We start from the raw sequence: 21,952 nt of genomic DNA on the forward strand, positions 1-21,952 counted from the left end.
TAGGCTTTGTTATTTATATTTCTTTGTATTAAATGTATATCCAATTCCTGCAAGGACCTGTCCGAAAACGAAATCCTGTTGGGCTTTGTCCGGCTTGTTATTCAAAGTGGTTTTAATATCCCACATATTGATGTAACCTGCTTTCCCTTCTAATCTTACCATGACGTGATTCCAAAGGACAAGGTTAAGACTGGCTCTTACGTCAGTTCCAAGACCTGCTACATGGAAACGGTCACTTCTTTCATTTCCAAAAAGTTTCACATTACTTTTCGGGAACATAAATCCGACACCGGCACCATAAGACCAGACCAAATCAACATTTTTTTTATTGATCAGACTCTGGTATCTTTCAAGACCTAAGTTTTCATAATTAAGTCCGTCTGTATGTTCAAAAGTAAGGAACTTCTCATCTGCCAGGTTTACCTGACCATTTTGTACCATGGCTGCATATTCAGGATCTGAAATATGTCCTTTAAAGTTAACGGTCTGATTTTGGTCCATCACATATTTCATGTGGTCGATCCCTAAAACAAGCGCTAAATTATCCTTAATAAAATATCCTAATCTGAAATTATACTGTGTTACTGTAAACCAACTTGGATCAAAATAAACAATTCCAAATTTTGTAGGTCTGTCCTGGGCAGTCACATTATTCAGCTGGAAGTCATACCCATTTCCTTTGAAATGGATGTCAGAATTGCTATACGCTGCTCTGTTCCATCCGTAAAAAACGAACATCTGTCCTTTTTTGCTTAAAGGCTCTGGTTTTTTATAAACAGGAGTTTTAAACAAATCTGCATTATTTTCTGCTACTAAAGAATCTTTTTTTTGTCCGAAAACAAAACTCGACATCATTAAGCCGACCACCAATAATTTTTTCATTTCAATTAAGCGTTCTTTTCAACAGCCGGGATAGGATCTGCATAATGCGCTAATCCGTAATTTTGAGTTTGAGATAACTCGGGGTTTTTCACGTGCCACTCAAATTCATCTCTGAAGTGACGGATGGCTGCTGCGACCGGCCAAGCTGCTGCATCACCCAATGGGCAAATGGTATTTCCTTCGATTTTTCTCTGGATATCCCAAAGAAGATCGATATCTTCCATTTTTCCTTCTCCTTTTTCAATTTTTTTCAGGATTTTGTACATCCATCCTGTACCTTCACGGCAAGGTGTACATTGTCCGCAACTTTCGTGGTTGTAGAATCTTGCCAATGTCATGGTGTGATCTACAATACACTGGTCTTCATCTAAAACAATGAAACCTCCTGAACCCATCATTGTTCCGGTAGCGAAACCACCGTCAGCTAATGATTCGTAGTTCATATATCTCGGCTCTCCGTTCACTGTTCTCAACAATAAGTTTGCTGGAACAATTGGAACAGAACTTCCTCCTGGAATACAGGCCTTTAATCTTTTTCCGTCTTTAATACCTCCACAGTATTCATCAGAGTAGATGAATTCTTCTACCGTGATGGTCATATCGATTTCGTAGACACCCGGTTTGTTGATGTTTCCACAAGCAGAAATCAATTTCGTACCTGTAGATCTACCGACACCGATTTTAGCATACTCAGCACCAGTAATATCAATGATTGGAACGATTGCCGCGATAGACTCAACGTTGTTTACCACCGTTGGTCTTTCCCAAAGACCTTTTACAGCCGGGAATGGTGGTTTTAATCTTGGGTTACCTCTTTTTCCTTCAAGGGATTCAAGCAGTGCAGTTTCTTCACCGCAGATGTATGCTCCACCACCTCTTTGTACGTAGATTTCAAGATCGAAACCTGTTCCTAAAATATTTTTACCTAAAAATCCTGCTGCCTTAGCTTCTTCAATGGCTTCTTCAAGGATATCCGGAATCCATGAATATTCTCCACGGATGTAGATATAAGAAGTGTTGGAACCTAAACAGTAAGATGAAATCAGCATTCCTTCGATCAACAGGTGAGGAAGAAATTCCATCAGATATCTGTCCTTGAATGTTCCGGGTTCAGATTCATCCGCATTGACTACAAGGTGTCTTGGAACACCTTCAGGTTTTGCCAAAAAGCTCCATTTCATCCCTGTCGGGAATCCAGCTCCACCACGACCTCTTAATCCTGAAGTTTTTACTTCTTCCAGGATTTCGTCAGGAGTCATTTTCAAGGCTTTTTCAGCTGCTGTGTAACCTCCCTGTTTACGGTATGTTTCAAAGTAGCGGATACCTTCTATATGTGCGTCTTTAAGTAAAAGTTTTTTACTCATTGTTTATTATGCTTTTCGCTATCGGCTTTGGGCTTCTAGCTTTTATAATTATTAAAAAAATTAACTGAGTTTAAATCCAAAATTCGGGATCCAAAATCTTTATTAGTCTAAAGCAACCTGTCCCTGTCTGCAAAGTTCAAGGATTTCGTCTACTTTTTCTATTGTTAAATTTTCATGAAAGAACTTTCCAAGCTGCATCATGGGTGCATAACCACACGCTCCAAGACATTCAGCAGGCTTTAAGGTGAACATACCGTCTTCAGTAGTTTCTCCGTCCTTAATGTTCAGTTTTGTTCTGATATGGTCAAGGATTTTTTCGCTTCCACAAACCATACAAGGTCCGGTTCTGCAAACTTCCAGAACATATTTACCTACCGGCTTCATGTTGAACATGGTATAGAAAGTAGCCACTTCATATACTTCAATCGGTTTGATACTTAATAGTCCGGCAACATAATCCATCACAGGAACATCTAACCATCCTCCGAATTCTTTCTGCGCCAAGTGAAGTACGGGAAGAAGAGCAGATTTCTGTCTTCCTTCAGGATATCTTGCGATAATTTTGTGTACCTGTGCTAAACTTTCCGGTTTAAAAGCTATTGTTTCGCTCATTTTTTTATATAGATTAAAGAACAAAGAACCAAGAAAAAAGACTTTTTGATTCGTGATCTAAATTCATTTTTATTTAATTTGAAGAAAGTCTTTATTCTTTCCTCTTTTATCTTTTTGTCTGTTATATTATGCGTCTAATTCTCCCGCAATAATATTCATACTACACATCGTTACAATGGCATCCGAAATTACAGAACCTGTAATCATTTCAGGATATGCCTGATAGTAGATGAAACATGGTCTTCTGAAGTGAAGTCTGTAAGGGCTTCTTCCTCCGTCACTCACAAGATAGAAACCTAATTCTCCGTTTCCACCTTCTACAGCATGGTAAACTTCACCTTTAGGTACATCAGTTTCTCCCATTACAATTTTGAAGTGGTAGATCAAAGCTTCCATTTTCTGATATACATCTGCTTTTTCAGGAAGATAGAAATCAGGAACATCCGCGTGGAATGGTCCTTCAGGAAGGTTTTCGTATGCTTGTTTGATAATTTTAATAGATTCCCAGATTTCCTGTTGACGAACCATGAAACGGTCGTAAGTATCTCCTGAAGTTCCTACAGGAATAATGAAGTCGAAATCCTGGTATGAAGAATAAGGTTGTGCAACTCTCACATCATAATCTACACCTGCTGCACGTAAGTTTGGACCTGTAAACCCGTAGCTTAATGCTCTTTCTGCTGAAATAGCTCCTGTACCGATGGTTCTGTCCATGAAAATTCTGTTTCTTTCTAATAGGGTACAGAATTCTTTGAATCTTGGTGGGAAAGTCTTTAAAAAGTCTTTCAATAACTCATGGAACTTAGGAGTGAAATCTCTTTCAAATCCTCCGATTCTTCCCATGTTAGTCGTCATTCTTGCTCCACAGATCTGCTCATACATATCATAAATACGTTCTCTTTCAATGAACATGTAAGTAAGACCAGTAATCGCTCCTGAGTCCATTCCGGTTACCCCGTTACAGATCAGGTGGTCACCGATTCTCGCTAGTTCCATTAAGATAACACGCATATAGTCTACACGTTTTGGAACTTGAACGCCAATCAGCTTTTCTACTGTCATGTGCCAACCTAAATTGTTGATCGGTGCAGAACAGTAATTCATACGGTCAGTAAGGGTAGTGATCTGAGAATAATTTCTTCTTTCAGAAATTTTCTCAAATGCTCTGTGGATATATCCTACCGTTTGCTCAGCATGAAGGATTCTTTCTCCATCCATCGTTAAGACGTTCTGGAAGATTCCGTGAGTAGCAGGGTGGGTAGGTCCTAGATTCAGGGTATACAATTGCCCGTCAATCTGTTCCTTGCTTTCGTACTGGTTAAGTATATTGGATAATGAGTTATCTTTCATAATTTAAATGCTTTAGGCTATAGGCTTTAGGCTTTAAGCGTATGGCTTGCTGCTTACTGCTTATTGCATTATTTTTTATCTTCCGAACATATTATCATCCTTGTCGGTTCTTGTACCGTCTTCAAGTCGATATTCTTTCAACATTGGGTGGTATCCGAGATCTTCCATATTTAAAATAGGTCTGAGATCCGGGTGTCCCTTGAATTTAATCCCGTAAAAGTCATAAGTCTCTCTTTCCATCCAATTGGCACCGGCATATAATTCAACGAGAGAATCCACTTCAATATTTTCTCTGGACATAAAGATTTTCAGACGTAATCTGAAATTGGCCATCATATTATGTAAATGATATACAACACCAATCTCCTTGTCCGGGAATTCCGGGTAATGAATACCGCAGATATCTGTAAGGAAATTAAATTCCAGTGATGAGTCCTTAAGATAGTGGATGATCTTTTTGATATCTTCTTTCTTTACTTCAATGGTCAGCATCCCATAAGGTTCTGAACTTGAAATAACAGATTCCGGAAATTCTCTTGTGATTGCTTCTAATACAAATTCGTTTGTCATTTCCGTTTAGTTGCTTATGTTGTAAGAATCTAATAGTTTCTGATACTCAGGCATATCTCTTCTTCTGATGCTTTCGCTTTCTGCAAGAGCTTGTACCTGCATTACCCCTTCAATGATCTGTTCAGGTCTTGGAGGGCATCCCGGAACATAGACGTCTACAGGAATGATTTTATCAATCCCCTGAAGTACGGAATACGTATCAAAAATACCACCACTGGAAGCACATGCTCCTACAGCTACTACCCATTTAGGTTCAGCCATCTGGGTGTATACTTCTTTTAGGACCGGACCTAGTTTCTTTGATATAGTTCCGCAAACCATCAGCATATCTGCTTGTCTTGGGGAGAAAGAGTTTCTTTCCATACCAAATCTTGATGCATCATAGGTAGGGTTCAGGGTAGCCATGAACTCAATACCACAACAAGAAGTAGCAAATGGCAATGGCCAAAGTGAAAACTTTCTTGCCATTCCGATTACACTGCTCAGTTTTGTTGCGAAAAACCCTTCTCCTTCATATCCTTCGGGAGCAGGTGCATCTGTTCTTATTACTGGTTTTTTATCTGACATTTTTAGTAAATATTTAAAGATTAAAATATTTAAAGATTAAAAAAATAAGATCTTGGAAATCTTTAAACTACTTAAATACATTCAATCTTTTAATTAAAATTTATTTATCCCAATCGAGCGCACCACGTTTCCAGACATAGAAAAATGCCATGAAGAAAATAGCTACGAATGTAAGCACTGCCAGGAATCCTTCCATTCCGAATTCTCTGAAGTTTACAGCGTAGGGATAAAAAAATACGATTTCAATATCGAATAGTACGAACAATACCGCAGTCAGGAAGTACTTGATAGAAAACGGTGTTCTTGCATTTCCTTCAACAGGAACTCCACATTCCCAGCTTTGGTTTTTTACAGAGTTTCCTTTTTTCTGCTGTGGCCCCAAGAAATGTGCCCCAAGCAAAGAAACCGCTACAAATCCTACTGCTACACCAGCCTGGATAAGGATTGGAATATAACTTTCAGGTAAATTCATTTTTGCATTATTATCTCAATTTGCAAATTTAGCGAATAAACAAGAAAGCATGAAATTTATCAGCTTAAAAGTAGGCTGAAAATAAGGAAAACCGATAATTTAGAATCAATAAAAATAACAGGTTATTTCTTCATTTTTTTAAGAAGAGAGTAGGCCATAAATGCAATATATCCAAAGAGTATACTGGCAAAAAGGATGTTGATTACGGTATTCGTTTTATCATCCTGAGATTGGAAAAAGAAGTTGTAAACAATGAATCCGGTAATTAAAATGGCGAAAATGATAAGCTGTGGTTTCATGAGGTGAACGTGTTTGAGGTGAATAGAGTTTTAGAGAGAAAACATGATGCTATTTATTCATCATTTTGATTGATTTCCATGGAGTAGGTCCTTCTTCTCTTGTGATTCACAGGGTTATAATCTTGCCATAAAAGCTGGATGCTTTTGTTTTCTTCCAGTTCCGGGTTGGTTTCAAGGAACTTTACGCCTTTTTTTCTGAAAATATCCCAGATTTCTTTGAAAATAATAGAGGTAACCCCTCTTCTTTGGTAATCGGGATGAATACCGATCAGATAAAAGTTTGCCCTGTCGTTTTTCTTCCCTGCCTGTAAAAAATGCCACCAGCCAAACGGGAGTAATTTTCCGCCGGATTTTTGTAAAGCTTTTGAATAGGAAGGCATTGTGATGGCGAATGAGATCAGATTATTGTTTTCATCCGCAATACACACGATAAAATCTTTATCGATGAGTTTGAAGTATTTTTCCTTGTACGTTTTTCTCTGCTCATCAGAAATAGGAGTGTAAGTGGATAGATGTTTATAAGTTTCATCCAATAAATCAAACATCGGATCTACATATTGAATGATCTCCTCTTTGTTTTTAAATCGTAAAACCTTGAGCTTATATTTTTCAGAAATTAACTGATTAAATTTGTGGATTTTTTCAGGTAAGGTCTCCGGGAAAATAATTTCAAATTCTACCCATTCCTTTTCTTTCACCAGTCCGAGTTTTTCCAGGTGTTTTGGGTAGTATTCGTGATTATAGATCCCAATCATTGTAGCCAGCTGGTCAAAGCCTTTAATGAGCATACCTGCTTTATCAAGATTAGTAAAGCCCATAGGCCCTTCAATAGTCCGGATGCTTTTTTCTTTAGCATAATCAATGGCTTTCTGGATTAATGCTTTTGAAACTTCATCATCATCTATAAAATCAATCCATCCGAAACGTACTTTCCGGATCCCTAATTCTTTTTCTTCTTTATGGTTGATAATAACAGCAATACGCCCTACAATCTTATCATTTTTATACGCCAAATACTGTTTCGCTTCAGAATATTGAAGGGCGGGATTTTCATCAGCATTCCATATATTTATTTCATCATTGATAAAAGATGGAACAAAGTATGGATTATTTTTGTACAGATCCATAGGGAATCTTACGAATTGCTTCAGCTGACCGGCCGTTTTTACTTCAATAATTGAAACTGTAGACATGTTTTTAAAGGTAAATTTGAGGACAAATATAAATAATAATATGGTATACTTTGGCACAGTTTTTATTTCATTATGGGTAAAAATGAACACAAAATCTATATAAAATGGCGGGTTATTATATCATTATTGGAATTTCAATGCTCGTGAGCTGGTGGGTTTCATCGAGATTGAAATCGAAATTTGAATACTATTCCAACGTACATCTCCGAAATGGACTTTCGGGCAAAGAAGTAGCGGAAAAAATGTTGAGAGATAACGGGATCAATGATGTTCAGGTAATATCAGTTCCCGGACAGTTGACGGACCACTATAATCCGGCAGATAAAACAGTAAACCTTTCGGAAGGAGTTTATATGCAGAGAAATGCAGCTGCTGCAGCTGTGGCAGCGCACGAATGCGGACATGCAGTGCAACATGCTGTAGGATATTCTATGCTGAACCTTCGCTCTAAACTCGTTCCTATTGTTAATATTAGCTCTAATCTGATGCAGTTTGTTCTTATTGCAGGTATTGCGGTAATGGCAGCGTCCAGAAGTATTGAAAATCCAAATGGAAATACAACGGTTTTGGCCATTGGCGTTGCCATGTTTGCGGTAACCACTCTTTTTGCATTTGTAACATTACCTGTGGAGTATGATGCAAGCAACAGGGCGATGAAATGGCTTAAGGATACCGGAACTGTAACTGCTGAAGAATTTGTAGGCGTACAGGATAGTTTGAAATGGGCTGCCAGAACGTATGTGGTAGCAGCTTTAGGGTCTTTGGCTCAACTTCTTTATTGGGGCTCATTGCTCCTCGGAGGAAGAAGGGATTAATCTTTAAATTCAAATGAAACATATTGCATCTCGGAGAGTTTTTCCGAGATGTTTTCTTTTTGTACCAGTTTTAGGGAGGCAGTAAGAGTACAATTTTCATTGGCGTCAAACTTGAGGACCTTCGCATCAAATTTAGATAATAAAGTGAATATTGTATTTTGTTGATTGAAGTTAAACTGTATTTCGATTTCAGTTTCCAGTTCCCGTGTAATGATATGGGCTTCTTCAAGAGTGATTTTGGCAGACTCTTTATATGCTTTTACCAGGCCGGAGACCCCTAATTTGGTTCCTCCGTAATAACGTACGGAAATAACTAAAACATTGGTGATCTCGTTAGCCAATAATTGATTGTATATTGGTAGTCCTGCACTTCCGGAAGGCTCGCCATCGTCATTGGCTCTATAGTTTTCCCCATTTAGCCCTATTCGGAATGCATAACAGTGATGGGTTGCTTTAGGATGTTCTTCCCGCACCTTTTCCAGCGCATTTTTCAATTCACTTTCATTGTTTACGGGGTAAGCAAATCCGATGAACTTGCTGCCTTTTTCTTTTAAAAGAGTATTTTCTATGGGTTTTTCTATGGTTTTGTATTCAAACATTTCCTACTGCTGTTGATCTTGCAAATTTAAACTTTAGAATTTAGTATTGAACTACATTAAATAAAAAAGAGCACCGAAGTGCTCTGTTATTAAACGCAAATTGATTTAAAATCTCCCTCTAACCAAGGTGGTGGACAACTCATATCATAAGGTTTTGGGCAACATTGTGCCTGTAAACTTGGTGGATAGAAAGTACAGCACGTAGCTGGAGTAACTAATCCCCCACCAATGATCCTTCTCAAGTTTTGTCTTGTGATTCTCTTTTTGTTTTTCATGGGTTTTAATTTATGTCTAGCTAATATATGTAAAATATTTCATTGCCAGGTGATAGAGCATGGATAATTTTATAAAATATTCACTGGTTTTAAAAATATCCTATATAATATGATGATTTAGCTTTTTTTATGTAATAAAATAAAAGTTGAAATAATGATTTGAAAATAAAGGTAGCTTTGTCTTTATGATTAATTATGTTGATAAGAAGATATCTATATTATGTATTGTCTCCGGTAGTAGGTGATTATGTTGTCTCTGTACTCTTGCTTTTTAAAGGGAATATAATTAAATTCCGGAGCTTTAGTTCCGTTTTCTAATATTAATCCTTCATTTTTAATGACGATGGCTTCGTCCCAAAGATCAGCATCAATAAATTGTTGAAGAGTAAAGCGCCCGCCTTCGATGATCACAGATTGTATTTGTTCTTTGTATAAGGCATTCATCAGATCCGGTAAAAAGTTTTCCTTATCAATTGTAATGAACTGAATATATTCTTGAGTCTCTTCCTTTACAGAATTAAAAATTAATGTTCTGGCTTCTTTGTTATAGAGTGAAAAATGTTCCGGAACTTTTAAATCAAAATCAATTAAAATCCTGACAGGATTTATACCTTCTACATTTCTGACCGTTAAACCCGGGTTGTCATTCAATGCGGTTTGAGTGCCTATCAAAATGGCATGTTCATCAGCTCTTACCTGATGTACAAATTGATTCACTAAAGAATTCGAAATGGCAGTAGGCTTGAAATCTCGATCTAAAAATCCGTCACCGGATTCTGCCCATTTCAAAATGATATAAGGTCTTTTCTTTTCGTGGAAGGTAAAAAATCTCTTGTTGAGTTCAATGCATTCGTTTTCCAGAATTCCTGAAATGACTTCTATACCGGCTTCCTGAATAATCTTTTTTCCTTTTCCGTTAACCTTATCATGAGAATCCATGGCACCAATAACAACTTTTTTAAAACCTAATTCTTTTATTTTTAAAGCACAAGGAGGTGTTTTGCCATAATGGGCACAAGGTTCCAATGAAACGTAAATCGTAGATTCAGGGATGAGTTCTTTATTTTTTACAGAATTGATAGCGTTGATCTCAGCATGATTTTCTCCGGCTTTATGGTGATAACCTTCACCGATAATTTTTCCATCGTGAACAATTACACTTCCCACAAGAGGGTTGGGGTACGTTCTTCCCAGGGCTTTTTGAGCCAGCTCAATACATCTTTTAATATATAATTCGTCGTTGTTCATGTTTGTAAAAAGAAAAAGCGAAGACAAATTGCTTTGCTCCGCCTTTATTTATTTTGTTAAGAATTAATCTCCTGTAATAATATTATGAAGATTTTGCTTTAATGTTTCCAAATGAGCTTTTTTCTCGTCAATCGTATTGTAAGTGTCTTTCAATAAAGGATTTTCTCTTGATGGCTTGTTAAAGAAGGAAAGGTTATTTTCCAGTTTAACGATTTCACCTTCAAGATCTGAAATCTGGTTTTTAATCTTTCTTGCCTTATCGGTAAGCTGATTTTCAGATAGACCTTCTTCTTTAAGTTCCAGTTCGTTGATTTTATTGATCTTTAATTTTTCTCTTAACGTCTTATTAAATTCAGAGTTGATTGCGATCTTATCTCTCGGAACTTTTCCTATATTGTTCCACGAAGTTTTAATCTGTTCGATTTTTTCGATACTTCCTTCTTCGTTGGTTACCATTTTCAATTCATCAAGAAGTGCTTTTTTGTTTTTGTAATTCTCCTTCCAGTTATCTGTAGAAGTATTGCTTTTCTCTCTGTAATTGTTGAAGAACGCATTACAAGCATCACGGAATTCGTCCCAGATCTTATTGGTCATGCTCTTTGGAACGTGGCCGATTTTTTTCCAGTCTTCCTGAAGTTTTTTGAATAGCGGAACCGCGATATCCCATTCTTCATTGTTCATATTGTCCTGAGCAGTCTGGATAAGTTTTAATTTTTCTTCCAGGTTAGCCTGCTGAGAACCTTTTAACGATTTGTAATAGTTGTTCTTCGTGGTATTGAAGCCTCGGAGCGTTGTTTTAAAATCATTCCAGTTTTGGTTGGAAAGTTTTCTCGGTACACTTCCGGTTTTTAAGAAATCAGAACGAAGGTCTTCCACTCTTTTGATAGCATTTTGCCAATAGTTGTGGTTTGGGGTTTCAGAAGGTTCTGAAAGCTTTTTGATCTCCGCAATGATCTGGTTTTTCTTTTCCAGATTGGCACTTTGTTCCTGTTCAATCACGGCAGAAAGTTCAGATTTTCTTTCGTGAATTTTATTGGAAATTTCTTTAAACTCTTCCCATGTTTTTTCACGGAATTCTTCTGCAACAGGCTCTGCCTCTTCTTTCCAAAGTTTGTGAAGATATTGCAGCTCATTGAGCGCCTTCTGAATCACCGGTTCGTTTTCCAGTTCCTGGGCACGAGCGATAATGTGCTGTCTTTTTTCTAAGTTGTGGCTGTATTCCTGCTCTAAAAATTCTTTGTTAAGATCCAGCATTTGATAAAACTGATTCAAATGGTGGAAATAGTTATTATTAAGAATTTTAAATTCAGATTTGGCTACCTGTCCTGCTTTTGACCATTCTTCTTTGATCTCACGAATCGATTTGAAAAGATTGATTCCCGGCTCAGAGCTGGTGTATAGATTTTTTAGTCTTTCAATGATATTCTGGCGATGCTCAAGATTTTTCTTCTGCTCTTCTTCCTGGCCTTTCTGGAAATCATCATGCTTTTCCCTGAAAATATTCACTAATGCTGAATATTTAGCCTGGGAAGGGTGTTCGTAACTGAAATTTTCCGGAGCATTCCCTGCGTCCACATATTCGTGTTTCTTATCTTCCACTTCATCATGGATGTAATGACTTGCTTTCTCTTTCAACAGGCTGAATCTTCTGAAATTCTCGCCTGCGTTGGGAGTGTTAATGATTTTTTCCATTTCCTTTAAAGCATCTGCTAAAGAAATTTCAACATCATCATGTTCTTCTGCATGTTCATTTTCATCATCATGGTGATTGGCATCAGGAGACGTAATGTTTTCTGATGATTCTTGTGGTACTTCGTTAGGATTCTTTTCTTCGTTTTCAGAAAGATTGTTTTCTGTAATCATAGCAAATCTTTTATGTGAGTGGCGTTAATATCCTTCAAATATAGCTGTAAAGCCAATTAAAGCACTAATTTATGTTATTTTTTTTAAAAATTCCAAATTTCCCAAGCTTTTTCTGCTTGTTGTTCAAGCATATAATAACCGTTTACGGTTTTTGCTCCTTTCTCTGAGGCTTTGATGATGAACTGGGTGTAGTTGGGGTTGTAGATCAGGTCGATCACCAAATGATCGGCGGAGAGTCCTTCGAAAGGAAAACTCAGGCGGTCTTCCACATTAGGGAAAGTTCCGACGGGAGTGCATTGGATGATGATTTTGTGATTCTCAACTGTCGTTTTATCAAGATTTTCAAAATTAATTTCTGTACTTCTTGAAATTGTTTTGGAAGGGATATTATGCTTGTCAAGAATGTATTTTACCGCTTTGGCAGCACCTCCGTTTCCGAGGATCAATGCTTTATCCTGGAGTTCTTTTTTATGAAGAAGAAGAGTTTTTTCAAAACCGAATGCATCAGTATTGTATCCCGTTTTTTTACCATTTTTAATTAAAACACAGTTTACGGCTCCAATTGTTTCGGCTTCGTCACTGAGTTCATCAAGGTAATCAATGATTTTTTCCTTGTAGGGAATGGTCACATTAAAACCTAAAAGTCCCGGCGAAGAAAAAAGTTTTTCTACTTCATTAATTTCGCTCAGGTCAAAAATATCATAGGAAAAGTCCTTAAGCATAAGCTTTTGAAACTTGTTTTCGAAGAATTTTTTAGAAAAAGAATAGGAAATATTCCTGCCTATCAGTCCTAATTTTTTGTTAGAATCCATATGATCAAAAATAAAAAAAAGACCGGACAAATCCGGCCTTTAGTTTGAAATATTTTTATTAATTATTCCACGATAAATTTAGTAGAGAAATTATCTGTTTTTAAGATGTATGTTCCTTTTACCAAACCTTTAAAATGGATTTTATTTGAATTTTTGAAAGGCTGGGCAAAAGTTTCAATCAGTTTCCCTGAAAGGTCATAGATCTCAGCTTTTGAAATTTTGTTTAGATTTTCGCCTTTTACAAACAGTTCATTGTTTTTTACGGGGTTAGGGTAGATGGAGAAGTCTGATTTGCTCTTTTGAGTGTCAACTGTTGCCAGTGAGCCACTATAGCAAGTCCATGACAGGTCATCCAAAGCCACTCTGTGTGAAGTGGATGAGTTGGTCAGTCTGATAACAATATTTCCGGTTACATTAATATTGTCAATTTTAGTGGTTTGTACACTTGCGCTGTAAGGTATTGTTCCTACATTGACATCATTGATGAACAGTTTAAAATTACCACTGTTTCCAAATTTTACCTGGGTTGTCACAGTTAAGCTCTGAATTCCTCCGGAAAGTGTAGAACTTGTTAAGCTTCCGTTTCTGATGGTGATTGCTTTACCGCTGATCGTTTGATCTACTCTTGCATCGGTGGCAGTCCATGTTATATTATTACTTGTCCATGTTCTCGTATCGTAGCTGTTGTCTGAGCCCGGAATGCCACTAAAGTCTTCAGTCCCGCAGCTTGGTAGTACAACAGGCCCGTCAAGTGTGGTCTCGGTGGCAGGAGCACTTTGCGCTGAAGAATTCCCTGAAGCATCTTTAGCGATAATATAGAACTCATATGTTGTCAGTGGTGATAAACCGGTAACGGTAGTTGAAGTCGTTGTTCCGCTTACTGTAGCTTTTAATGCATTATTGGCATAGATCTGGTAAGACGCGACTCCGATATTATCGGTTGCAGCTGTCCAGCTTAACGCAACAGAGTTTGAAGTAGGGTTATTGGCCACCAGATTGGTAGCTGCAGTAGGGGGTGTAGTGTCTAAAACCGGATCTCCCCAGATTTGATTGGCGTATTCCGGGTGGTCAATAAACGGGTTCCTGTTTCCCTGATAAGTATAAGACGCATTATTTCTGGCAATTTCCTCGGCTGAAACAGGATCCATTACGTGCCATTCCATGTACTGTTTCAATGCCCAAGGCTGTAAGCCAGGGAATGCTGAGCCTCCCAGCATATTTCCTGTAGAAAATGTTGAAAGCTTGGCTTCATATCTTGTAACAAAATAAAAGATCATTCTGGCAACATCTCCTTTAAAATTATCTATAGGTTCAAATACTGTTCCTGAATATCCTGGAGAAACTGAGTTTCCTAATTTTGATTGATTTAAGGATGTAAAAGAAGGTGTTTCTACTTTTCCGAAAGGAAAGTTTGATCTTTTTCCGTTTACTTTTCCGTCTGTGGGACGAATGAAGTGAACATCTGCAACCATGGGCGAAGCAGAACTAAATAAGCTCTGTGGAATAATGTGCTCACGGTTATAGCAGTCTCCTTCACTGGAGTAGTTTCCACATTTTTTAACACCAGGTGTGAAATTGTATGGGTCTGCCCCTGCAGGATCTTCGGAATAAATATCCAGAACGGTTCCGTCGTTTTCGTAAAAATAGTCACGATCTGTAGTGTTATAGGCATTCCATAATCCATCATATCCATGATCCTGGTGTCCGTTTTCTATAATGTTTTTTAGGGCTGTTTTCAAAGGAGCACCTGCTAATCCGGCTGCCTGATTATAATATCCGTTGGGGATCTGCGCTACTGCAGTGATAAATGCAAAGCTTAATAAGAAAAAAGATAAAATTCGTTTCATTTTTTTTAAATTGGGGCGTAAATGTACAAAAAAATGAAACCGTAAAGGATTAATTTTACGAAATGTATATCTGTTATGTGTTAACTTTTAGTAATATACTCTTTGCTGATCTTTGAAAAGAACCATGAAATGGCAATTCCAAATACGGATGCCGTAAGAGCTACGATAAAGTAATTTTTACCAACAATTTTAACCGGGAAAGGAAGAACTTCATTCGCTCTGAAGAATTCCGTATACAACTGGAAGTAACATAATGCTGTCCCGAATATTAAACCGGTAATCACTCCTGAAATAACAATGAGAATTCCGGTATAGAAATAGGTCATTCGTAAATGGCTCAAAGGAAAGCCTAGGGAAATAAGTGATTTTGCCTGTTCTTTTTTATCAAGCTGTAAAATAATAATCGCTCCGGCAAGATTAAAGGTGGTAATGAAAATCACCAGGGCAAAAATAAGATAGATAAACAGTTTTTCGGTATTGATCATTTTCCAGAAAGCCGCGTTTTCCTCTTCTTTTGTTTTTATTTCAACTGTTTTTCCGAGAGAAGATAACAGGCTTTGCTTTACAGCATCTGCATTTTCGGAATTTTTTAATTTAATGACAATCTGATACGCTGATTTTTTAGGAAGATTTAATAGCTCTTCGGTAAGCTCAATAGGAGAGATAATATAACTGTCCAGCTGGTCTTTTCCGGGGAAAACTCCTGTGACCGAAATATCCCGCTTGTTATAAATATCTTCTTCTTTACTGATCATACCGGTTCCCGGCTTCGGCATAAAGATCGTTGCATAATTATTGGATGAATCAACGGGAATGGATAGCCTGTTGTCAAGGCTATTCTCCATTAATACTTCATTCGAGTATTTGAAGCTCGGGTAAGTTCCATAAAATACATCCTTATTAATAGGATTAACCTTAATATATGCGGAATCGACACCTCTTAAATAAGCAATGTCGCCTTTCCCATTGGAACTGATATATACTTTTTCCTCAATAACACGGGAAAAGCTTGTAATTTCTTTATGAGCAGATAAAGCGGCATTCACTTTATCGAGGTTTTTAATCGTTTTTCCCGAAGTACTTTTTAGGGTAAGGTCGGCATGAAGATTAGAGATAAGATCTTTATTTAAATCCTCCAGCCCGGAAAAAACGGAAATAATGACGAACATTGCAGTCACAGCAACCGTCATGGCACCAACAGACAGCCACGTTATAAACGTAACGGCGGTACTCCCTTTTTTGGCCAAAAGGTATCTGGATGCTATGTAAAATGCAATATTCTTCAAGATCTATAAAACAGGATTGTCGCCTTCGCCTCTTAATTCTCTTTCCAATTTTTCAACGTCATCAAGAGCGGTGTCCAGGTAGAAGTTAAGCTGTGGAATAATACGTACCTGTTTTGCCATTTTCTGGCCGATGAAATTTCTGTATTGAGGTTTATTTTCTTCAATTTCCTTCATCACTGCAGTACGGAATTCCTGTGGGAAAATGCTTAAATAAATTTTAGCAATTCCTAAGTCTGCGGTTACTTTCACATCTGAAACGGATACCAATATACTTTGCTTACTTTCTGAAGCCTGTTTGCGAAAAAGTTCTGCAAAATCTTCCTGAATGATCTGTGCTACTTTTCTTTGTCTGTTACTTTCCATAATTTCTGCAAATTTAGTACTTTTGTTTGAATTGATACTTTGAAATTCTGCTCCGGTATCAAATTTACGATTTAATTATATTTATTAGTCTATATGAAACTAGAACATATTGGTATTGCTGTAAAGTCTTTGGGAATCTCGGACGATCTTTTTACTAAATTGTTGGGAAAAGAATCCTATAAGAAAGAAACAGTAGAAAGGGAAGGGGTGGTGACTTCTTTCTATGAAACAGGAGAAAGCAAAATTGAGCTGTTGGAAGCCAGTAATCCGGAAAGCCCGATCTCAAAATTTATAGAAAAGAAAGGGGAAGGCATCCATCATCTGGCCTTCGGGGTTGAAAATATACTGGAAGAAGTAGAAAGATTAAAAAAAGAAGGATTTCAGTTTATTTCCGAAGAACCAAAAGAAGGTGCTGATAATAAATTAGTTGTCTTCCTTCACCCGAAATCCACAAACGGCGTGCTGGTAGAACTTTGCCAAGAAAAGCAATAAAAAATTTTGTAGTGAAAGAAATTTTACTATTTTTGCAAACACAAAATTTAACCAAGTTTTGAGGTCCTATAGCTCAGTTGGTTAGAGCACCTGACTCATAATCAGGTGGTCCCTGGTTCGAGCCCAGGTGGGACCACATAAAAGCAACCACTTACAGTAATGTGAGTGGTTTTTTTTATGATTATAGTAACATTTTTATTATTCAGGATGTAAGTCAAGAGTTTTTCTATATTTGCCACTTATTGCGGGAATCTTAATTTTCTGTTCAATATTTAACTAATAACTTATGTATTTATGAAAAAAGTTTTATTTCTTATCAGCTTTTTTGTCCTGTTGCTATGGAGTGGAGAATCGCAGGCACAGGCAAACGTAGATCTCGATACATCTTTTGTTACCGAAGCAGGATTTAACAACGCAGTGATGACTACTGCTGTACAACCGGATGGAAAAATTCTTGTAGGAGGTTGGTTTACTACTTACCGGGGGATATCCAGAAGCAATATTGCCCGCTTAAATGCGGATGGAAGCCTAGATACTTCTTTTAATGTAGGAGCAGGGTTTGATGCGGTTGTTTATAGTATTGTTTTACAGGCTGATGGTAAAATCCTTGTGGGAGGCGATTTTACCTCGTACAATGGAATTACTCAAAACAGTATTACCCGTTTAAACGCAGATGGCAGTATAGATACGTCTTTTAATATGGGAAATGGGCTTACAACATCCGGAGGGATGGCATTTGTCAATACAATGGCTATACAGAATGACGGAAAAATTCTTGTAGGTGGCAGATTTACAGACTATAATGGAACTCCGCGACAACGTATTGCCCGCATCAATACGGACGGAACTATAGATACTTCATTTGTCGTTGGTTCAGGCTTTAATGCAGATGTTAAGACTATTGCCTTGCAATCTGACGGTAAAATTGTTGCGGGTGGCAGTTTTAAATCTTATTCGTTCACCAATGTAAATTATATTGTCCGTCTAAATATGAATGGTACTGTTGACAGTTCGTTTAATATTGGGACAGGATTTGGTGGCAGTCCCGGTGGAGCAGTTGTTCAGATAATCGTAGTTCAACCTGATGACAAGATCCTTGTCGGAGGATATTTTACCACTTATAAAGGAACGACCCAAAACCGGATTGTACGACTCAACACAAATGGAAACGTAGATACATCATTTGTGGCAGTCGCAGGTGTAGATAATTATTTTGTGAATGACATTGAATTACAGCCGGATGGAAAAATCCTTTTAGGAGGTGGCTTTTTAAGCTATAATGGAATTGCCAGGAGATGCCTGGCGAGAATTAATGCGAATGGAAGTCTTGATACCTCATTTGACATCGGAACCGGATTTTTTGGAACACTCAGCAATGTAGAGACCGTTTCATTACAACCTGACGGGAAAATTGTGGTTGGAGGATATTTTACCAGTTATAAAGGGGTAGATCAGAATAGAATTGCACGTCTGAGTGTGGCAGGAAGTTTGTCTGCTTCCAGTTTTAATACAAAAGAGATGATAACGGTGTATCCGAACCCTGTAAGTGAAAATCTTCATTTTTCAGAAGAGGTCTCCACAATCAAAATACTTGATATTTCGGGAAAAGTGATCATTCAGACTTTCACTGCCGGAAAATCTTTCAATGTGAGGAAACTTGTTAAAGGAGTATATTTTGTCACAGCAACTACAAAATCAGGGAAAATCATCACGCATAAGGTCATAAAGGAATAAGCTTTTGGGGAAATAAAAAAATCAAACCACTTACAGTAATGTGAGTGGTTTTTTTTTAGCTATAAGTTGTGATCAACTGTCAAGTTCCAGCTGATTTTTTACAAGGGTATAATATTCTTTTTTATTATCCACCAGTTGCTGATGGTTTCCGGCTTCCACCACTTTCCCTTGTTTCAGCACTAATATCTGATCGGCATTTTTTACTGTTGAGAGTCTGTGAGCAATAATGATCACTGTTTTTCCTTTGAAAAAATTTTGCAGATTGTGGTGTATTATTTTTTCATTTACAGAGTCTAATGCACTTGTTGCCTCATCTAAAATGAGAATTTCCGGGTTTTTGTACATAGCCCTTGCGATAAGAATACGTTGTTGTTGCCCTTTGCTTAAACCTAATCCGTTTTCACCGATTTTTGTTTCAGCATTTTGAGGGAGTATATCTATGATTTCATTTAAATTGGCCTGAGAAATGATGTGATTAAATTTATTTTCATCGTATTCCTGTCCCATTACAATATTTCCTTTAACGGAGTCTGAAAAAATATACCCATCCTGAAATACGACACTTATTTTTTCTCTCCACTTATTAAAATTGAAATTTTCGATCGAATTATTGTTGAGTGTGATCTCTCCCGTGAAGGGCTCATAAAATTTCATTAGGAGTTTTATTAAAGTCGTTTTGCCACTACCACTTGTACCCACGATGGCTGTTGTACAATTGGATTTTAAAGTTAAATTTAAATTTTCAAAAATTTTGTATTCATTGGGATTCTGATAGCCGAAGCTCACATCCTTAAAAATAATATCACCATGGGCTGAAACTTCATTAATAGAACCGCCTGAAATATCCTCTTCATCCTTTTTTTCATAGACATCTATCAACCTTTCCAGGCTTATCTTGGCATCTTGTAAGGAATAGATAAAGAGTACGAAATGTTCCAGAGGGGCATTAAGCTGGCCAATAATAAATGAAATGGCCAGCATGGTTCCTAATGTTATGGAGTCTTCAATAACCATAAAGGCAGCCAGGCCGAGAATGATAGTGTTTTTGATCTGAGTCAGATAATTAATTCCAAATTCCTGAGTATTGGATAGTCTTAGATTCTTTTTGTTGACTTCAACTAATTCTTGTTGTGTGTCTCTCCATTCTTTTACTTTTTTAACCTCAAAATTGTTGATTTTTATGTCAGAAATACCATTGACAACTTCATAGAGAATATTTCTGTTTAAAGATTCAAGTTCAAATTTTTTATAATTTAAAAATTTTCTGACTTTATGGAACCAAAGAACCCATAAAACCGAGATTATTGATCCTGTGAAAAAGACCAAAAAAATCATATTTGAATATTGGATGAGGACGATGGAGAAAATAAAAAAAGAAAGAACAGAAATAATGAACTGCATTGTATGCTGAGAAAAGAAGTTCTCAATTTTGTCATGGTCAGCTATTCTTAAAAGAATGTCAGAAGATAGCTTGTTCTCAAAAAATGAGATGGGCATTTTCATCAGTTTAATGAGAAAATCATTAACCAGTTTTAACCCAAACCTAACCTTTACAGTAAGAAATATCCATCCCTGAATAAATTCCATAATCATGGATGAAGTATAGGTGATCAACTGTGCTGCAAGGAAATAGATGATAAAATATACGCTTTTATCCTTCACTCCTTTATCAATCAGTTGCTGATTAATATAGGGATAAAGAAAATTAAATGATGCGATGAGCAAAATTAATGTGAATATAATCGCCAGTTTTCCATACACGGGTTTGAGGTACTGCAGGAAATACGAAAATTCAATTTTTTTTACTTCACTATCCATATGGGGATTAAAATTGGTATGAGCTTCAAAAAGGAGCGTAATTCCTTTTTTCTCATGATCCACATTCCATAGGGACTCAGTTTCTTTTTGCTGTAATTTTAGTTTTCCATAGGCCGGATCGGCAATATGAATAAACTGTTTGTTGTTTTTCTTTTCAGATTTATAGGCAACCACATAATGGGAGTTTTTCCAATGCAGTATTGCAGGGAGTGGAACATCATTACATAATTGGTCGAAAGTTATTTGTGTAGGAAGAGTTTCAAAGCCAATGGTGTCTGCAGCATTAATCAGGGAAGACAACGTTACTCCGTTTTTATTGGTATAGGCAATCTCCCTCAGATATCGGATATCTATCTTTCGATTGTAGAACTGTGCTATCATTTTAAGGCAGGTAGCTCCGCAATCAGCACTCTCGAGCTGTTTAAAAAAAATGAACTTTCCCATGGCCTTTTTTAATTTATTATTTCATATAAGCCTTCTGCTGTTTTTCTAAGGTCGTTGGACACAAGCCGGCTGTATCTTAATTCATCATCCTTCAGACCAAGTATCATATCATGTGATACATGCCAAAGCTCTTTAATTTTCGTTTCTTTTAGAATTTGAATAATACTGTTTTTGTTAATATTACCGAATATCAATTCGTTTTTCAAACAATTTTTTATATTTCCCAAATAGTCAATACATACTTTTTTATTGTAATATGGATTGTACTGCAGGGATTCTCTGTAGTATTCAAAATCAATAATTAAATCTGTTTCCTCAAAGTTTTTGCTCCTGATATATTCCATGTTTTTTTTCGTGAACAGGATATTTTGCGAGACATAATTTGCCTTTGTTTTATCTGATTCATAAAATACAATAGCTTCAAGTTTTTTAAACTTTTTTAGTGTATGATAAATTTGTAAGGATACCTTATGACTGACGTAGGGAAGGTATATTTTAAGGGATCGTAAAACCAGATTATTACAGTACTTCAGAATTTCTTCTATGGATGCCATATTTTTCTTTCCGCAAGCCAGAAACCGGATTTCCAGGAACTGACAATTTAAGTCATCAAGCTGTTCAATGGCTTGAGTAATAGTATAGTTTTCAAATCCGTATTCTATGATAGCATTGTTTATCACCTGTGGTGATTCCCAGATATCTGATATGGGGATAAATTCGTCCCGCAGATCGGAGAAAAATGCAAACTTTTCTGCAAGCAATAGGGTGATATAGCTATTGAAAATCTCCTTTTGATCTGAGAAAGCATTTTCAACTTCAAGGTAAGGTAATGTAGAAAGCATTTTGATGACTTCCACCATCGATGAGGGGATATATTTTATATTTTTCTTTTGAAAATCGCAAATAATAGCATTTTCTTTTCCCTCAATCACTTTGCAAAAAGAAAAAATATTCAAATACTTATTCATCTTTCTTTATAATAAAATTTGATATGGGTTTTGTAGAAATGTACATTTTATACCCTGTTGAAAAATGTTTTTTACTGTT

The 21,952-nt window shown here is 36.8% G+C and carries 21 protein-coding genes and 1 tRNA gene; 4 read left to right on the top strand and 18 right to left on the bottom strand.

Translation table 11 applies throughout. From position 1 onward, the window contains the following. Nucleotides 1–9: 9 nt before the first annotated feature. The 9 genes from M030_RS0110795 to M030_RS0110835 all read right to left on the bottom strand — a co-directional run bounded on the left by M030_RS0110795 (nt 10) and on the right by M030_RS0110835 (nt 7,309). Nucleotides 10–882 (bottom strand): hypothetical protein, encoded by an 873-nt coding sequence (locus M030_RS0110795; protein WP_027373521.1) that lies wholly within the window; start codon nt 880–882, stop codon nt 10–12. A 5-nt stretch (nt 883–887) separates the two neighbouring features. Continuing rightward, nucleotides 888–2,246 (bottom strand): NADH-quinone oxidoreductase subunit NuoF, encoded by a 1,359-nt coding sequence (gene nuoF, locus M030_RS0110800; protein WP_027373522.1) that lies wholly within the window; start codon nt 2,244–2,246, stop codon nt 888–890. A gap of 102 nt (nt 2,247–2,348) precedes the next feature. After that, nucleotides 2,349–2,858: a complex I 24 kDa subunit family protein gene (gene nuoE / locus M030_RS0110805; RefSeq protein WP_027373523.1), complete on the bottom strand. Its 510-nt coding sequence runs from the start codon at nt 2,856–2,858 to the stop codon at nt 2,349–2,351. 126 nt (nt 2,859–2,984) lie between these two features. Then, on the bottom strand, nt 2,985–4,208 hold the full coding sequence (gene nuoD, locus M030_RS0110810) for an NADH dehydrogenase (quinone) subunit D (protein ID WP_027373524.1): 1,224 nt from the start codon (nt 4,206–4,208) through the stop codon (nt 2,985–2,987). Nucleotides 4,209–4,283: 75 nt separating this feature from the next. Then, a complete protein-coding gene (locus M030_RS0110815; protein WP_027373525.1) occupies nt 4,284–4,778 on the bottom strand; it encodes an NADH-quinone oxidoreductase subunit C in 495 nt (164 codons plus the stop codon). 6 nt (nt 4,779–4,784) lie between these two features. After that, nucleotides 4,785–5,345 carry an NADH-quinone oxidoreductase subunit B gene (locus tag M030_RS0110820; protein WP_002983540.1) on the bottom strand — a complete coding sequence of 187 codons (561 nt, stop codon included), beginning with the start codon at nt 5,343–5,345 and terminating at the stop codon, nt 4,785–4,787. A 100-nt stretch (nt 5,346–5,445) separates the two neighbouring features. After that, nucleotides 5,446–5,817: an NADH-quinone oxidoreductase subunit A gene (locus M030_RS0110825; protein WP_002983537.1), complete on the bottom strand. Its 372-nt coding sequence runs from the start codon at nt 5,815–5,817 to the stop codon at nt 5,446–5,448. Nucleotides 5,818–5,939: 122 nt separating this feature from the next. Further along, complete coding sequence (locus M030_RS25755; protein WP_165446407.1) at nt 5,940–6,116, bottom strand: hypothetical protein; 177 nt, start codon at nt 6,114–6,116, stop codon at nt 5,940–5,942. A 53-nt stretch (nt 6,117–6,169) separates the two neighbouring features. Continuing rightward, nucleotides 6,170–7,309, bottom strand: coding sequence for a GNAT family N-acetyltransferase (locus tag M030_RS0110835; protein WP_027373526.1), 1,140 nt, complete (start codon nt 7,307–7,309; stop codon nt 6,170–6,172). A gap of 104 nt (nt 7,310–7,413) precedes the next feature. Between M030_RS0110835 and M030_RS0110840 the strand changes: the two genes are divergently transcribed. Beyond that, the gene (locus tag M030_RS0110840; protein ID WP_027373527.1) at nt 7,414–8,124 is read left to right on the top strand and encodes a zinc metallopeptidase; all 711 of its coding nucleotides are present in this window, start codon (nt 7,414–7,416) and stop codon (nt 8,122–8,124) included. Here the strand turns inward: M030_RS0110840 and M030_RS0110845 are convergent. The 7 genes from M030_RS0110845 to rbfA form a co-directional block, all read right to left on the bottom strand. Further along, nucleotides 8,121–8,723, bottom strand: a complete 603-nt coding sequence (locus M030_RS0110845) for an IMPACT family protein (protein ID WP_027373528.1) — start codon at nt 8,721–8,723, stop codon at nt 8,121–8,123. The two genes, M030_RS0110840 and M030_RS0110845, sit on opposite strands and share 4 nt — an antisense overlap. 488 nt (nt 8,724–9,211) lie before the next feature. Next, nucleotides 9,212–10,246: a bifunctional diaminohydroxyphosphoribosylaminopyrimidine deaminase/5-amino-6-(5-phosphoribosylamino)uracil reductase RibD gene (gene ribD / locus M030_RS0110850; RefSeq protein ID WP_027373529.1), complete on the bottom strand. Its 1,035-nt coding sequence runs from the start codon at nt 10,244–10,246 to the stop codon at nt 9,212–9,214. A gap of 63 nt (nt 10,247–10,309) precedes the next feature. Beyond that, on the bottom strand, nt 10,310–12,109 hold the full coding sequence (locus tag M030_RS0110855) for a DUF349 domain-containing protein (protein WP_027373530.1): 1,800 nt from the start codon (nt 12,107–12,109) through the stop codon (nt 10,310–10,312). Between the two features lie 83 nt (nt 12,110–12,192). Then, nucleotides 12,193–12,921: a shikimate dehydrogenase family protein gene (locus M030_RS0110860; RefSeq protein ID WP_027373531.1), complete on the bottom strand. Its 729-nt coding sequence runs from the start codon at nt 12,919–12,921 to the stop codon at nt 12,193–12,195. 62 nt (nt 12,922–12,983) lie between these two features. Next, nucleotides 12,984–14,768: an endonuclease gene (locus M030_RS0110865; protein WP_027373532.1), complete on the bottom strand. Its 1,785-nt coding sequence runs from the start codon at nt 14,766–14,768 to the stop codon at nt 12,984–12,986. An 80-nt stretch (nt 14,769–14,848) separates the two neighbouring features. After that, nucleotides 14,849–16,054 (bottom strand): ABC transporter permease, encoded by a 1,206-nt coding sequence (locus M030_RS0110870; protein ID WP_027373533.1) that lies wholly within the window; start codon nt 16,052–16,054, stop codon nt 14,849–14,851. Between the two features lie 3 nt (nt 16,055–16,057). After that, the gene (gene rbfA / locus M030_RS0110875; RefSeq protein ID WP_027373534.1) at nt 16,058–16,417 is read right to left on the bottom strand and encodes a 30S ribosome-binding factor RbfA; all 360 of its coding nucleotides are present in this window, start codon (nt 16,415–16,417) and stop codon (nt 16,058–16,060) included. A 93-nt stretch (nt 16,418–16,510) separates the two neighbouring features. Between rbfA and mce the strand changes: the two genes are divergently transcribed. The 3 genes from mce (at nt 16,511) to M030_RS0110890 (ending at nt 18,643) form a co-directional block, all read left to right on the top strand. After that, the gene (gene mce / locus M030_RS0110880; RefSeq protein ID WP_027373535.1) at nt 16,511–16,909 is read left to right on the top strand and encodes a methylmalonyl-CoA epimerase; all 399 of its coding nucleotides are present in this window, start codon (nt 16,511–16,513) and stop codon (nt 16,907–16,909) included. Between the two features lie 62 nt (nt 16,910–16,971). Beyond that, nucleotides 16,972–17,045 (top strand) — tRNA-Ile (locus M030_RS0110885). Between the two features lie 158 nt (nt 17,046–17,203). Beyond that, nucleotides 17,204–18,643, top strand: coding sequence for a T9SS type A sorting domain-containing protein (locus tag M030_RS0110890; protein WP_027373536.1), 1,440 nt, complete (start codon nt 17,204–17,206; stop codon nt 18,641–18,643). 72 nt (nt 18,644–18,715) lie between these two features. Here M030_RS0110890 and M030_RS0110895 read toward each other — a convergent pair whose 3' ends face one another. Together M030_RS0110895 and M030_RS0110900 are read right to left on the bottom strand one after the other, a co-directional pair. Further along, nucleotides 18,716–20,905, bottom strand: coding sequence for a peptidase domain-containing ABC transporter (locus M030_RS0110895; protein ID WP_027373537.1), 2,190 nt, complete (start codon nt 20,903–20,905; stop codon nt 18,716–18,718). Between the two features lie 8 nt (nt 20,906–20,913). Then, nucleotides 20,914–21,873, bottom strand: a complete 960-nt coding sequence (locus M030_RS0110900) for a hypothetical protein (RefSeq protein WP_027373538.1) — start codon at nt 21,871–21,873, stop codon at nt 20,914–20,916. Between the last annotated feature and the right edge of the window lie 79 nt (nt 21,874–21,952).

Origin of the sequence: Chryseobacterium sp. UNC8MFCol (genome assembly GCF_000482305.1) — a bacterium.
In the GTDB taxonomy this organism is placed as follows: Bacteria; Bacteroidota; Bacteroidia; order Flavobacteriales; family Weeksellaceae; genus Chryseobacterium; species Chryseobacterium indologenes.